We start from the raw sequence: 14,053 nt of genomic DNA, 5'->3' as shown, positions 1-14,053 counted from the left end.
TCGTCAAGCACCTATACCAAAACCCCCGATCGTGAAAACGATCGGGGGTTTTACTTTGTGGCGCGAAAACAAACCATGCCCAGCTCAGCCTTTTATAGGCAACTAAACAGGGCGTGGCTATGATGCCTAAGCGCACTTATCCAAGGGTTCTTCTATGGCCGATCCGGCACTCTCTGAACCACTGTCCGAGCGTGAACTCAAGCAACTGATTGCCTGCCATGAGTGCGATCTGTTGTTGCGCAAACCTGAAGCGGCTGCAGGTGAGCGGGTTGAGTGTCCACGCTGTGGCTATGAGCTGTACACCCATCGCACGCATGTCATACGACGGAGTCTGGCATTGGTACTTGCAGCTTTATTGCTTTATGTGCCGGCTAATTTTTTGCCAATTATGCGTCTTAATCTTTTGGGGCAAACCACTGAAGACACGGTGTGGACGGGCGTACTCGGCTTGTATAACAGCGGGATGCAAAGCGTAGCCGTGGTGGTATTTCTTTGCAGCATGGCCGTGCCACTGCTCAAGTTGTTGTGTCAGCTGGCTGTGCTGTTGAGCATTCAACTGGATATGGGGCGCAGTTATGGCTTGTTGCTTTACCGTATTTATCACCACATGCGTGAGTGGGGCATGCTTGAGGTCTACTTGATGGGCATTCTGGTGGCCATCGTCAAGCTGGTGGATCTGGCCGAGTTAAGTATTGGTCTAGGGCTGCTGTGTTTTGTCGCATTGTTACTGGTGCAGGTCTGGCTGGAGGTGACGATGTCGCCGCATCAAATCTGGGAAGCCCTGTCGGGGGAGGATGAGCATGCGAGCGATTGATGCAGGTTTGCTGATTTGTCACGAGTGCCACCAACTCAACCCGCATCAGCCGGAGAGCCCTAAGCAATTCTGTTCGCGGTGTGGCGGCCGCCTGCATGAGCGTAGGCCCAATAGCCTTGTGCGTACCTGGGCGCTGCTGCTGACGGCGGCGGTGCTGTATATCCCCGCCAACCTGCTGCCCATCATGACGGTCAACTCGTTAGGCAAAGGACAGTCCGATACCATCATGTCGGGTGTTATTGAGTTGGTGAACTACGGCATGCTGCCGATTGCTGCGGTTGTCTTTATCGCGAGCATCCTGGTGCCGACATTCAAGTTGGTGGGCATCGCCCTGTTGCTGTACTCGGTGCAACGCCATCAGCCGATGTCAGCGCGGCAGCGGATTCTGATGTACCGTTTTATCGAATGGATTGGCCGCTGGTCGATGCTCGACATCTTTGTCATCGCGATACTGGTCGCGGTGGTCAATTTCGGCAGCCTGGCCAGTATCGAACCGGGCTACGGTGCTACAGCTTTTGCCAGTGTGGTCGTGCTGACCATGCTAGCCGCATTAACTTTTGACCCTCGCCTGATATGGGACAACACGGATTCGGATGACGACCATGAATGATTTGCCGTTGGCCAAAGCACGCCCTGCTTCGAACTGGTCGGCTATTTGGGTGCTGCCGCTGATTGCATTATTGATCGGTGGCTGGCTCGGCTGGCGTGCCTATAACGAGGCGGGTATCGAAATCCAAGTGACCTTCGAGACGGGAGAGGGCTTGCAGGCCGGCAAGACGGAAGTGATCTACAAGGGCATGTCGATTGGTAAGCTGACTGCCATGGAGCTTGACGACAGCGGCGAGCGGCGCGGTGTACGTGCGACGCTGGAGATGGACAAGCGTGTGGAGCATCAGCTGCTCAGCAATACCCGCTTCTGGTTGGTCAAGCCGAGCGTCTCGCTGGCAGGTATTACCGGACTGGAAACGTTGGTATCGGGTAATTACATCGCCGCCAGCCCCGGTGACGGTGAGCCTACGCGCAAATTCACTGCACTCAATGAACCGCCGCCCTTGGCCGATACGGCGCCTGGGCTGCACCTGACGCTTAAGGCCGAGCGCTTGGGTTCCTTGAACCGTGACAGCCCGGTGTTCTACAAGCAGATTCAGGTAGGCCGGGTGAAAAGCTATGCCCTGCTTGAAGATCAGAATCAGGTTGAGGTGAAGGTATTCATTCAGCCGGAGTTCGCATCCCTGGTGCGCAAACACACGCGTTTCTGGAACGCCAGTGGAGTGTCTATCGATGCAGGGCTATCAGGTGTGAAAGTACGCACCGAATCGCTGGCCAGCATCGTGGCCGGCGGCATTGCCTTTGCGACGCCGGAGCATCGCAAGGACAGCCCGCCGACCGATCCCTCACTGCCATTCCGCCTGTATGAAGACTTCGATACGGCGCAGGCAGGGATTCGCGTCAACCTGACTCTGCATGAGTTTGATGGGCTGGAGCCTGGGCGTACACCGGTGATGTACAAGGGCATCCAGGTCGGTCATATGAAGACCTTCAAGATTGACGATGACCTCAGCGGTGCGCGCGTCGAACTGATGTTGGATCCCCGCACTGAAGACTACCTGGTAGAAGGCACGGATTTCTGGGTGGTCAAACCATCGATTTCCCTGGCAGGGATTACCGGGCTAGAAGCATTGGTCAAGGGTAACTACATCGCCATACGCCCGGGCGAGAAAGGCGGTGCGCCGTCGCGTGACTTTGCGGCCAGGCCCAAGGCGCCACCGCTCGATCTGGCGGCGCCCGGTTTGCATCTGGTGTTGTTCAGTGACGTGCGTGGCTCCTTGGAAATTGGCAGCCCGGTGCTGTTCAAGCAGCTCAAGGTTGGTTCGGTGCAAAGCTATCAGCTCTCACGCGACAACAAGCAGGTGGCATTCGGTGTGCACATTGAGCCGGAATACACGCATCTGGTGAACAACAGTACGCGCTTCTGGAATGCCAGCGGCATTACCCTCAAAGGTGGTTTATCCGGCGTTGAGGTGAAAAGCGAATCGCTGCAAACCCTGCTGGCTGGTGGGATCGCCTTTGAGACCCCGGATCCAAAAGCCGCCAAGAATGACAAGCGCGTGCAGCGCTTCAACCTCTACAGCAGCCAAGAGCAAGCGCTGGAGAAGGGGGTTGCACTGACCATCCGTGTCCCCCGTGGCGATGGGCTTAACCCAGGCACGGCAATTCGTTACAAGGGGCTGGATGTGGGTAAGGTCGAGCGCATTGAGCTGACGGATGATTTGCAGGCCGTGATTCTGCATGCGCGCGTTACTCAGGCAACCCAGCAGATTGCCCGCGTGGGGACGCAGTTCTGGGTGGTCAAGCCCGAGGTGAGTTTGACCCGGGCCGCCAATCTGGAAACCCTGGTCACGGGCCAGTACATCGAAGTGCAGCCGGCTGCACAGAAGGCTGCACTGAAACTGGACTTTACCGCCGCCGAGGCACCACCTAAGGCCAGCGTGCGCGAGCAAGGCCTGCGCCTGGTGTTGAGCGCGGCGCGGCGCGGGTCGATCAAGCCGGGTGTGGTGGTCAGTTACCGCGAAGTGCCGGTGGGCAAGGTCACCGACTTCGAGCTGGGGCCAACCTCGGATCGCGTGTTGATCCACATTCTGATTGAGCCGCGTTATGCGCCCTTGGTGCGAACCGGCAGCCGCTTCTGGAATGCCAGCGGGATTGGCGTGGATGCTGGGCTGTTCAGTGGCGTGAAGGTGCGTACCGAGTCGCTGGAGGCTTTGCTGGAGGGTGGTATTGCCTTTGCCTCCCCGGATAACCCGCAAATGGGCGGCCCGGCGCAGGTTGGGCAGACCTTTGCCCTGCACGATGAGGTCAAGGAAGAGTGGTTACGCTGGGCGCCGAAGATCGCGCTGGAGAAATAACCGACAAGGGCCGCAATTGCGGCCCTTGTGCTTTATGGCTAGTGAGCCAGCGTTAGGCTGGCTCGGTTGCTGCGGTTGTGGTTTCTGCCTTGTTCTTGGCGCTGTCACGGCGTTGGATATATTTCCAATCCGCTTCATCGATATAGATGCCATTCGGACCGCTGCCGCCTTCCAGGTCGATCGCCACATGGGCCGAGACCTGAGGCTTCACCGAGGCGAGAATCGGCACAAAGCCCAACTGCAGGCTGGTTTCGATCAGCGCTTGCTGGTTCTTCTCGTCGATATCCGCCGCCTCATCCAGGTAGTAAGGCAGCCGCACCTTGCCGGCCTGGTCGCGGTCCATCAAGTGCAGCAACAGGTACATGTTGGTCAGCGCCTTGATGGTCATGGTGGTGCCGTTGGACGCCGCGCCATCGATATCGGTGTGGATTACCGGCTGGCCATGCACCTTGGTGATCTCGAAGGCCAGTTCGAACAGATCCTTCAAGCCCAGCTGGTTATGGTTGGCGGCAACCAGGCGCGATAGGTAGTCCTTGGCTTCCTCGTTCTTGCTGTCCTGTTCGCTGCTCTGCTGCAGGTCGAACACCGAAAGGGTTTCGCCTTCTTCGTATTGACCGGCGCTGTGGATGATCTGGTCGATGTGCTTGAGCGCATCCTTGTTCGGTGCGAGAACGATGCGGAAGCTTTCCAGGTTGGATACCTGACGCTTGTTGATCTCGCGGTTGAACAGCGCCAGCTGGTGTTCCAGGTTGTCGTAGTCGCTGCGGATATTGCGCAAGGTACGGGCGATATCGGTAACCGCAGCGCGGCGCGCCTTGGCCAGGGTGATGGCTTCGTCCTGACGGTGAGCGTAAGCGTTGACCAGCAGGTGCAGCCGGCGCTCGACGTCGTCTTCGCTGTCGAACTTGGCCACGCCTTTCAGGCGTACTTGGGCGTACAGCGCCTCGATCTGCCCGTCGATACGTTGCAGGCCCTGCCAGGCGTCCTGGTAGTCGTTAAGCAGCGGCAGCAGGTTGTCCAGGCTGTCGTCCACGGGGTCGGTAAAGGGTGTGCCGAACGGCAGGTTGGCGGGAAGCAGCTGGCGACGGCGCAGGGCGTCTTCCAGGGTGCGTTCCTTGGCCTCCAGATCGGCGAGCTGACGGCCGACCAGTTGCAGCTTGGCGGAGAGCTGCTGCACGCGCTCGGTAAAGGCATCAGATGCGCGCTTGAGTTCGTCCTGAGCGGCCTCCAGCTGCGCCAGCTGCTCCAGTTTCTGCGGCTCTTCCACGGCCAGGGTCTGGCTCTTGCGGAAGTCCTCCAGGGCTTTCTGCGCATCCAGTACGGCCTGGTAGAACTGCTCGGCCTGGGCCTTGCTCGCAGCGCGGTCGGAGGCTACTGCCTGTTGGGTTTTCAGCTGTTTGTATTCGCGATCCAGGCGGTCCTTCTGGTCGCGCAGGGCCGCGCGGTCGGCCAGGGCTTGCAGAGCCGGAGGTTCGATATGGCTGAGGTCGATGGTCAGGCCGGGTACTTCGAACTGCTCGCCGTTAAAACCGTCGAGAATGGCTTCCAGGGATTTGACCCAGGCATCGCCGTCGGCGATCTGGATACCTTTCTCACCCAGCGGCAGGCTGAACAGCTGGCCGTTAAACAGGCGCATCAGGCGGTCTACGTCCTGCTGGCTGAACTCTTCGCGCAAGCGTGAGTAGCTGTTGTTGTCGGCATGTTCGAGTTGCTGTTTCACCGACTTCAGGCGTTTTTCCAGATCGCGCAGGCGCTCATCCAGGTCTTCGGCGGAGAACTGCCGTGACTGCGCCAAGGCGCCGGCCAGTTCGTCGTGGGCATCCTTGGCAGCCAGCAATTGCTCTTCCAGCACCTTGGCGTCGTTGACCAGGGCAAAGCGATTCTTCAGCACCGACAGCTCGCCGAGCCAGCGCTGGATCTCGCTGATTTCCCGCTCCATGCGCATCAGTTCCTGGGTGCCGCCACGTTGCTCGTGCTGCAGGCCGTCCTGCTCGCCACGGTAGTGTTCGGCCTGGATCACCAGCTCCTCGCGGCGTGCGCCGGCGTAGTCCTGCCAGGTACCGAGCAGCGAGTCGAGCAGCGGCGACAGGCGATGCAACTTGCCGCGCAGCAGCTCACGCTGGGCCACACCGGCTGCCAGGGCTTCGATCAAGGGGCCGGCGGTAACCAGCGCCTGGTAGTCCTGCTCCATGCGCCGCACATCGCGGAAGGCTTCTTCGGTGGCGGCGATATAGTCGACGCTGCCCGAACGCAGGCTGTGCTCGAAGGCATCGAGGAACAGCTGCTTGAGTTTGGCTGCGGTGATCTCGCGCATATGCAGCAGGTTGATAAACAGCGCGCGGAAGGTCTTCAGGCTCTGCTCGCTGGTGGAGCGCAGCGGGATTAGGGTCAGGTCCAGCGGAATCGAGGTGTGCCCGCCGACCAGCAGGCGGCGCAGCTCCTCGGGTTTCAGCTCGTAGGCCTTGATGCCTTCGCGTTCCAGCGCGTTGAACAGCTCGCGCTGACGCAGGCAGGTACCGTTCTTCTGGTAGTGCTCCAGGTCCAGGGTGCCCTGGTAGGCGAAGAACTGGTGGCCGAAGCCGCCGCCCGGGCCGCGCCCGGCCACGCCGATCACATGCGGGCCGTGGGGCAGCACGACTTCGACGAGGATATAGCTGGTGTCGCTGGCGAAGTAGAACTTGCGCGACTGCTCCAGGCTGTACTTGCCAAAGCTCATGTCCGACATGCGCGCGAGAATCGGGAACTGCAGGGCGTTGATCGAGGCGGATTTCCCCAGGTTGTTGGCCCCGTAAACCGACAGCGGGTTTTCCAGCGGGAACAGGCCGAGGCTGTAGCCGGCGGTATTCAGTAGGGCAAAGCGGCGAATGCCGTAGCGTTCCTGGCTCATGCATCCATCTCCTGGGCGTCACGTTCTTCGGCCATGGCGCGGGCCAGGGCGTCTTCTTCGGATTCGTCGGCATCGTCCTCGGCGAGGCTGATGATCTCGTCTTCTGCCTCCTCATCCAGCAGCACCGGCGTCGGCAGCGGCAGGCTGCTGTGCAGCGTGGCGGCCAGGTCACGGTCTTGCTGCACCGAGAGGCACACATCTAGGAAGCGGTGCATGGGCGCGAGGAAGCGGTAGATGCCGTTGTCTTCGCTGGCAAAACCGAGCTGGGTCAGGCGGCGCATGACCTTTTCTTCCAACTCTTCCTGGGTGGTGACTTCGGCCTGGAGGAACAGGTCGCGATACTTTTCCAGTAGGGCGGGCAGCTCGTCACGGCCAAGGCTGCCGCCGTCGAGTACGGCCAGCGGGTCGCGGCCCTGATCGGCCAGGTGCTCAACCAGAATAAAGGTGAACAGCGCCAGGCGCTGCGCGGTCTTATTGACCTGAGCGCCCATCTGCTCAGGTACGAAATAGTAGAAGCCGCGGCTGTCGCAAGTCAGTTCATAGCCCAGGGCCTTGAACAGGCCGCGGTACTGGTCCTGCTGACTGGCCAGCTGGCTGTAGAGTTCTGGGTTGCTGCGGCTGATGTGGTAGCCCTTGAACAGCTCGCGGAAGATCGGGGCGAGCTGGGTCAGTTCTTTCAGGTCGATATTCATAGGGTGGTCCCGGCCGGCTTGATCAGGGCAAAGGAGCTCAGGCTGACCTGATGCTCGCGGGTGAGGTAGTCGCGGCGCTCCAGGCGCTCGCGCTGGAAGCGGCCATCGCGGGACAGGCGCGAGAACCAGTAGAGCAATTCGTCGGTGGCGCCTTCGGGCTCCTGTTCCAGCAGCCAGACCATCAGGTCCGGTAATGGCAGGGCCTGTTCGCAGCGTTCGATCATCTCCCGCGCCGTGCGTGGTGCGCGCGGGGCTTCGCCTTTGCGGCTGGCATGCGCCTTGGGGAACTGCGCCGGCTTGGGCTCGAACCGGGCCAGGGCGTACACATAGGCCTCGACCTGCGAAGCGGTGCCGAGAAAGGTGCTTTGCGGGCGACTGAACAGCGGCAGTGAGGCCTGAGGTACGGCGTCCAGGCCCTTTTTGCGGATCGCCGCGAGGGCCAGGGCTGCGCCACGGGTCACGGCGTTATGCCGGCGCGCCTCTTCACGCAGCGGCAGCAGCAGTTCGCGGGCGCGGCGCAGGGTCAGCTGGGCGGTGGTCTGCATTTCCAAGATGCGCGCATGGGTACGCAGCAGCAGGTCGTCATCGACCAGTTGACCGAGACGCTGTTGTTCGCCGAGCAGGCGCAGCAGCACGTGTTCGACGCGGTACACGCCTTGCTCAAAGGCGCCGTCGGCGGCCACCAGCTGGATCATCGGTTCAACGTATTCGTCCCAGGTGGCCAGCACTTCGGCGTAGCGCTGGCGCAACGGAATCTGTCGGTCACTAGTTTTGGCCCGATCGGCCACGGCGACCAGGGCTTGCTCGTCGTTGGCCAGTTTCTTCAACACATCGCGTACGCGCATATCGAGCAAACGCAGCTGACGCGCCAGGTCGGCGGCGTCGCGTACCTCGAAGGCGTCCTTGATATAGCCGGCCAGGCGTTCCAGGTGGCGCAGGTAGGCTTCGATTTCCAGGCATAGGCCCAGGCGGTGTTCGCGGCGCAGGTAGGCGAGGAAGTCGTGAATTTGCGCGTTCAGCTCGAAGCGATTCGGGCTCTTGGCCACCGGCACCAGGATATCCAGGCGAATCCACTGGTCGAGCAGGGCGGTGACATCGGTTGGCGTGCCTTCGGGCAGCTGCGCGGCCAGCTGATTTCGCAGCTCCACCAGGCTCAGGGTGCCAGCGTCGAAGCGCTCGCACAGCGGCTCGAGCAACGTCCAGTGTTCGGCAAGGGCGCGCAGTACGCGCTTGGGATCAATCATCGGGCTCCGCTCCGCGGGCTTTTCGCAAAAAACGCCGATTGTACTGCAAGCCGTGGCCAAGACTTGAGTGTCAGTCATCGTCTGTTCGGAGTTGCCTGCGCGCGTGTAACCCTGGTTGTGGTGATGGGTAACAGCGTGGTGGCGCTCTGCTGTGGGACCGAGGCGGTTTTTCGGGGATTTCTCGACTATGGGTCGGCACGTTTAGCCGGCCGACTTTTTATAGTGCTAATCAAGGCGTGGAGTCCGCAGGGCTCGGCCATTCAAATAAGAACGACAGGGAATCAGCCATGCGTCCGACCCTTGGTTTTGCCAAAACTGCGCTCGCCTTGATCTGTGCTGGATTAATCAGCAGCACTGCCCACGCCAGAATGGTCGAGCTGGAGGACAGTGAGCTATCGGAGGTGACCGGTCAGGCCTTTATCAACCTGACGACGGACAGCAACGCCGGGATCAACTACACCCGGGTCAACTTCGGCATGAATGTCGATACCCAACTGAATATGAAGAAGTTGCAGCTTGGTCAGTACAACGATTCGGTGACTCGTCCCGGTGAAGCGCTGGGCACCTCTGACCTGCTGATCAATAACTTTGCATTAGGCACGGTCAATGCCGACGACACCATCAACCCGTTCAAGATCGCCAATCCATTTCTGGAGCTGGCCTATTCGGGCAACAAGGTGGTGGGTGTGCGTATTGGTTTCGGTGAGGCCAAAGGCATTCTGTCCGGGGATATTCAGAGCCTGACGGGCAATATCCCAATCAAGATCCAAGGCAGTGCTGGCCCGGTATTTGATCAAGCCAGTGGGTGGGAGCAGTTTCTCTTGAGCATCGCGGGGGTGACCCGCAACACTCGCCTGGAAGCGGATGCAACGCTGGTGCAGACCAATGGCTCTGCTGATCCGGTGCGTGCTACGCATGCCGGTATGGTTAATGGCCAGGTGCTGGGGTGTGTCAGTGGCTGCAATCTGGGTGGGCTATCCGATGCATTGTTGAGTCTGTTTGCCTCAAGCGGCTGCCAGGTGCTTTCGCTGGCTACCTGCTTCCCTCTAAGCAATTTCCAGTCTCTGCCCGTCGGCAATATGGCGGTCAGTGATTCTGCGGCCACCGCAGCCATTGAGGGCGCAGCCAAAGGCTTCTTTATTTCCATGCAGACCCAGGACGTGGCCTGGCGTGACATGGATAACAATGCGCTGATCAATACCTTGAAAGGGGCCTTTATGAACCTGCCCAAGTACCGTGATGCCAACGGCAATATGGTGGCCCCGATCAATATCGACTTCGAACAGGCCTTCAATGGCATTCCCCGGCAGGACACCTGCCTGGGCACCGCCACGGCGGGGTGCTGAGCATGCGTACGCGGACTGCGGTGGCTGCGTTGATGTTGCTGTCTGGAGTTGCCCAGGCAGAGTTGCAAGCGCTGGATGATCAGGAGCTGTCTGCCGTTCAGGGCGCCGGCTTCGGCTTTGTGCTGGATGGGATTCTGCTGGATGCATCGGGCGCCACTATCACGGTCAATGACATTAATAACGGCTCCGGGCAGAACGTGCCGATTTCGGTGAAGGAGTTCTACCTGGGCGCGACCGGTAGTAATAAAGGTGCAAACCTGAACCCGGTAAACATTGGCCGGCTGGATCATCCGTTTGAGATCACCCTGGCCAAAGGCGAGAGCCTGCGAACCTTGCGCGATGACGGCCAATGGGTGCAGACCACGCCCAGCAATATCAGCGTGTTGGAATTCAAGTTCCCCGAGCGCTTGACCGGGGCCGGTGGGCAGGCCTGTATAAGCGGATATGCCGCTGCCGGGAGCAACTGCTCCAGCCGCGCCTCCGAGCGAGTCGATCTGGGGATTCGTTTCGACTTCCAGGTTGCCGCCGGACGCACCGATATCATCAACTTGGATATCAGCGAGCTGGTCATGGACGGCAGTTACCTGCGGCTATGGGGCGATGATCCAAGAGGGCAGTTAGTGGGCGAGGCGCGGGTGAATATCTTCGCCAAGAGCCTGCAGCTGATGTCCTGCGCGGCGGGCACCGCCAACTGCACCACCGAGCAGGAGCAGGCTGCCCGCACCCTGACGCTGAGCAATGCCTACGCGAATATTTCTCTGGGCTATGGCAAAAGCCAGCCGCTGTTGTTTGACGTCAGCAGTAACGGCCAGTTTGTCTTGGAACTGCCCAACCCGGTTACCCGGGCCGCCAATGGCAGTGCCCGTCCGGCGGCAGAGCGTAATGCGATTGCCAGTGACTTCTACGCCAACGCACCACGCACCAATATCGTGATCGACAACCTCAAAGCCGGAACAGGAAGCTTTTCTACCGGTGGCTACAACTTTGGCTACAACGCCATCCAGGGGCTCAGCATCAATTACCTGAAGGTGACCAGCCGTGATCTCTAAAGTCTGGTTAGCCATCAGCGCACTGCTCGCCATGCCGGCCTTTGCCGAGATGCAGGCATTGGACGATGACACCCTGAGCAGCATGAACGGCCAGGGCGGGGTTTATCTGTCCGGTGAGTTCAGTATCAACAAGGACGGCGGTGTGTTGTGGAGCAAGCCGGTCAGCAACAACCCCAGCACTTGGACGGCCAGCCAGCGCAGCTGCGCCAATGCGGGTGCCACGACGCCGGAAAACTGTGGCATGCGTGTGGCAATTCGCTCCGAGGCGGAGGGCGGCTGGTATGTGCTGGATAACCTCAAGGGCGTGTTCAGCTTTGAGGGCCTGACTCTGCGTACGCGCACCATCAACAGCGGTTTCAATGGTGACGGTGCTGCGTTCAATCAGGATGTGCTGGAGTTCGGCTTGCCCAACGAGGTGAAGTTCAAGGACGGCAGTTTTGCCTTTGGTGTCGCCAACCAGGGCGGCTGGCAGAACAAGTCCCTGAGCGTGGCCAATGGCGGGAATCCGTCCTACCAGCAGACCAATATCTTCTCGGCGAAGATCGACGGCACCATCCGTATGCAGGGCAACGTGCTGATCTTTCCGCAGAATTGAGGAGCAGGGCCATGCACCGTCATTCGCTATTGTTGCTCGCATTTCTGAGTCCACTGACGCAGGCCATGCAGGCACTGGATGATCAGGCGCTGTCATCCGTCAGCGGGCGCGACGGCATCAGCCTACAAACCACTGGCGCTGGCTGGTCGGTGGGCAGTATTGACTACAAACAGGATGGTCAGACCCTAAGCCTCAAAGGCGTCACTGGCACGCCGCAAACGGCGGGTAGCAGTTCGACCACTACGCTGGACGTGGTGGGTGAGCAATTGCAGGTGCAGCACAGCGGCAGTGCTCAGGTGCTCAGCGTCGATAACATCGAGCTGGCCGGCAGCAGCAAAAGCTTTGGCGCCTTTCGCGCGTTTTTCACCCTGGGGGCCAGTCTCAAATTGAGTGGCGGCGGGGCCAGTGGCGTTAGCGGTTTCAGCGTGGATGACAGCCAACTGTCGCTGAGCGCGGCGACCTTCTATTACCGCGACAATGGCTTTGACCTGATCGTCAAAGGCCTGTCGTTCGATACTTACCTGAACAACGCCTACCTGGACATCGTCAGCGGCGGCAGCGGCCAGGAGATCAAACTGGAACTGGGTACTTCGCGTTTTGTCGGCTCAATTGCCGGCATCGGCCTCGACCTGGCACATGGCGACCCCACTGCCGGCGTGGTGGTGACACCGGGCGCCCCCGATCTGCGTGACGTGGATGCACAACGCAGCTTCGGCAAGCTGAACATGGATTTGCGCCTGGGCGGCAGCATCAGCATTGCGGGTGGCGGCGCCAGTGGCGAAGGCTTGCGGATCAAACCGAATATCACCATCGCCAACAGCCTGTTCCAGTATCAGGATGAAGGCGTACTGCGTGCTGAGAACTTTGCTGGCAGCCTGATCAGCAACTCTGGGCTGACAGTGGATCTGGAGCAGGACGGCGCGGGTAGCTACGCGAAGGTTGCCTTTCAGGACCTCAAGTTCAACGCCACCCTCGGCGGCCTGATCATGGGCAACCCGAGCAATCAGAAACTCGGTGGCCTGGCGGTGGATTTGAATTTTCTTGACCAGGGTGCTCGGCAGAATTGGCTGAAACTGCGTCCGGGCGGCGACCCCAACTCCGGGCAGAAAGGCATCAGCGCCGACCTCAGCTGGAACATGGTCAACAGCTCGTTGGCACTCACCGATAACGGCAACACCATGTGGTTCAGCGGCCTGCGTACCCACGGCACCGGTCAGTTTACCTTTGATCTGACCAAGAGCTGCGCCGCGGGTGTGAGCACGAGCTGCTACGCCGGCACCAACAGCGATATAAACAGCGGCGGCTACAACGGTCATTTCGATGGCATGCGCCTGGGCTTCAAGAATGTGGTCGGCAGCTACAGCTTCGATGGTCTGCGAGTGGGTACGGCTGATGCGCCACTCCAGGGCGGCACCGAGTTGCTGGTGCTGATGGAAATTTTCCCGGCCTACGATTTCACCCTCAACGGCCAGGTCACTCTGCGTGCTGGCGGTGCTGTGGGTGATGGGCTGCGCTACAACGCCGACTTCTATATCACCGAGGCGAATGCGGCGATTACCGTGGATGAAAACGGTCGTGGCCTGTGGCTCTCAGGCAGCAGCTATGACATGCATTACCGCGAAGGCTCGTTGGACATCAGCACTAACGGTGTGGAACTGCGTAAGGGCACGTACTGGTCCAAACTTGATGTGAACGACGTGCGTTGGGGGGATCGGCAAACCGGTAGCAGCATTGGCCGTCTGGTGCTTAAACGCTATGAGCAGGGCTCGACCCTGGCCATCAATTCGGGCGGTGCTGGTGCGTTGTGCGTCGGTGGTAGCGGTGGCACGTCGGCGGCATGTGTGGCCAGCGGCGGGCGTTGGGAGGACCGGGGCGACGAAGGCATCTCGGTCAAGCTGAAGAATGTATTCGTGCGTGATGGCTCCGGTAACCCGGCCAATAGCGTATCGAACAACGAGAAACGCAATCAGATCATCATTGAAACCGGGCGGGTGAATGGGGGGAACGGCACCGGCAGCCAGTTGGTGGTGGACAACTTCCACACCTCTGACGGGAACCCGAGTAACCCGAACGCCAATGCCTATGGGTTTAATGTCGACCTTAACCTCGATGTGGCGCCGACCAAGGTGTGCAGCAAGACCGCCTCTGGTTGCACCCCCGTCAGTCCTGATCCGCTGGGTTTTGCGGTTAACGGCCGGGTGCACTTCAAAGAAGTGAATATCGACCGGATTCAGCATGTTCACCCCACCGGCGGTGCGGTGACCTCGATGTATGGGGTTAAGCTGCAAAACGCCGATATCCGCGCCAACCTGACGGCCACGCCGATCAACTGAGCCCCCGCATCAGCACCGCGCAGGCGCTGTATGCCGTCATGCCCCTGTCATCCTTGTTGGTCATTCTGCTGGCGCACGGTGGCAGGTGCAGGGCGCTTGCATTGCGCGCCCAATCGTCGCCAATGGTCGCTGAATCGAGGAAATATCCCCGTTGCCCTTTCGATATGTGCCGGTTGTCGGCACAATT

At 60.0% G+C, this 14,053-nt stretch carries 10 protein-coding genes; 7 read left to right on the top strand and 3 right to left on the bottom strand.

Features of this window, described 5'->3' with window-relative positions:
* Positions 1 to 154 precede the first annotated feature (154 nt).
* From CUR33_RS11910 to CUR33_RS11900, 3 genes are read left to right on the top strand one after another with little or no spacing between them, the layout of a single operon-like run.
* Positions 155 to 814: a paraquat-inducible protein A gene (locus CUR33_RS11910; RefSeq protein ID WP_289239762.1), complete on the top strand. Its 660-nt coding sequence runs from the start codon at positions 155 to 157 to the stop codon at positions 812 to 814.
* Entirely contained in the window at positions 801 to 1,424 is a 624-nt protein-coding gene (locus tag CUR33_RS11905) for a paraquat-inducible protein A (protein ID WP_289239761.1), read from the top strand. The genes CUR33_RS11910 and CUR33_RS11905 overlap by 14 nt, the downstream gene beginning before the upstream one ends.
* Positions 1,417 to 3,720, top strand: a complete 2,304-nt coding sequence (locus CUR33_RS11900; protein WP_289239760.1) for a PqiB family protein — start codon at positions 1,417 to 1,419, stop codon at positions 3,718 to 3,720. The genes CUR33_RS11905 and CUR33_RS11900 overlap by 8 nt, the downstream gene beginning before the upstream one ends.
* Positions 3,721 to 3,772: 52 nt before the next feature.
* Here the strand turns inward: CUR33_RS11900 and mksF are convergent, their stop codons facing one another.
* Genes mksF through mksB form a run of 3 tightly spaced genes read right to left on the bottom strand, consistent with a single transcriptional unit; the run spans position 3,773 to position 8,543 of the window.
* Positions 3,773 to 6,607: an Mks condensin complex protein MksF gene (mksF, locus tag CUR33_RS11895; protein WP_289239759.1), complete on the bottom strand. Its 2,835-nt coding sequence runs from the start codon at positions 6,605 to 6,607 to the stop codon at positions 3,773 to 3,775.
* Positions 6,604 to 7,299 (bottom strand): Mks condensin complex protein MksE, encoded by a 696-nt coding sequence (gene mksE / locus CUR33_RS11890; RefSeq protein WP_090251390.1) that lies wholly within the window; start codon positions 7,297 to 7,299, stop codon positions 6,604 to 6,606. The genes mksF and mksE overlap by 4 nt, the downstream gene beginning before the upstream one ends.
* Entirely contained in the window at positions 7,296 to 8,543 is a 1,248-nt protein-coding gene (mksB, locus tag CUR33_RS11885; protein WP_289239758.1) for an Mks condensin complex protein MksB, read from the bottom strand. Before mksB ends, mksE begins: the two co-directional genes overlap by 4 nt.
* Before the next feature lie 287 nt (positions 8,544 to 8,830).
* Between mksB and CUR33_RS11880 the strand changes: the two genes are divergently transcribed.
* Genes CUR33_RS11880 through CUR33_RS11865 form a run of 4 tightly spaced genes read left to right on the top strand, consistent with a single transcriptional unit; the run spans position 8,831 to position 13,866 of the window.
* The gene (locus CUR33_RS11880) at positions 8,831 to 9,889 is read left to right on the top strand and encodes a DUF6160 family protein (RefSeq protein ID WP_289239757.1); all 1,059 of its coding nucleotides are present in this window, start codon (positions 8,831 to 8,833) and stop codon (positions 9,887 to 9,889) included.
* Positions 9,890 to 9,891: 2 nt separating this feature from the next.
* Positions 9,892 to 10,938 (top strand): hypothetical protein, encoded by a 1,047-nt coding sequence (locus CUR33_RS11875; RefSeq protein WP_289239756.1) that lies wholly within the window; start codon positions 9,892 to 9,894, stop codon positions 10,936 to 10,938.
* Positions 10,928 to 11,533 (top strand): DUF6160 family protein, encoded by a 606-nt coding sequence (locus CUR33_RS11870; RefSeq protein WP_342636242.1) that lies wholly within the window; start codon positions 10,928 to 10,930, stop codon positions 11,531 to 11,533. Before CUR33_RS11875 ends, CUR33_RS11870 begins: the two co-directional genes overlap by 11 nt.
* 11 nt (positions 11,534 to 11,544) lie before the next feature.
* Positions 11,545 to 13,866: a DUF6160 family protein gene (locus tag CUR33_RS11865; protein ID WP_289239755.1), complete on the top strand. Its 2,322-nt coding sequence runs from the start codon at positions 11,545 to 11,547 to the stop codon at positions 13,864 to 13,866.
* Positions 13,867 to 14,053 lie beyond the last annotated feature (187 nt).

Source organism: Pseudomonas sp. FEMGT703P (assembly GCF_002786345.1).
Classification (GTDB): Bacteria; Pseudomonadota; Gammaproteobacteria; order Pseudomonadales; family Pseudomonadaceae; genus Aquipseudomonas; species Aquipseudomonas peli.
This window is presented reverse-complemented; position numbering and strand designations above follow the sequence as displayed.

What these genes read in the sequence shown, in the direction of transcription:
- CUR33_RS11910 (WP_289239762.1), top strand. Translation starts at nt 155, where the DNA reads ATGGCCGATCCGGCACTCTCTGAACCACTGTCCGAGCGTGAACTCAAG.
- CUR33_RS11905 (WP_289239761.1), top strand. Translation starts at nt 801, where the DNA reads ATGCGAGCGATTGATGCAGGTTTGCTGATTTGTCACGAGTGCCACCAA.
- CUR33_RS11900 (WP_289239760.1), top strand. Translation starts at nt 1,417, where the DNA reads ATGAATGATTTGCCGTTGGCCAAAGCACGCCCTGCTTCGAACTGGTCG.
- mksF (WP_289239759.1), bottom strand. Translation starts at nt 6,607, where the DNA reads ATGAGCCAGGAACGCTACGGCATTCGCCGCTTTGCCCTACTGAATACC.
- mksE (WP_090251390.1), bottom strand. Translation starts at nt 7,299, where the DNA reads ATGAATATCGACCTGAAAGAACTGACCCAGCTCGCCCCGATCTTCCGC.
- mksB (WP_289239758.1), bottom strand. Translation starts at nt 8,543, where the DNA reads ATGATTGATCCCAAGCGCGTACTGCGCGCCCTTGCCGAACACTGGACG.
- CUR33_RS11880 (WP_289239757.1), top strand. Translation starts at nt 8,831, where the DNA reads ATGCGTCCGACCCTTGGTTTTGCCAAAACTGCGCTCGCCTTGATCTGT.
- CUR33_RS11875 (WP_289239756.1), top strand. Translation starts at nt 9,892, where the DNA reads ATGCGTACGCGGACTGCGGTGGCTGCGTTGATGTTGCTGTCTGGAGTT.
- CUR33_RS11865 (WP_289239755.1), top strand. Translation starts at nt 11,545, where the DNA reads ATGCACCGTCATTCGCTATTGTTGCTCGCATTTCTGAGTCCACTGACG.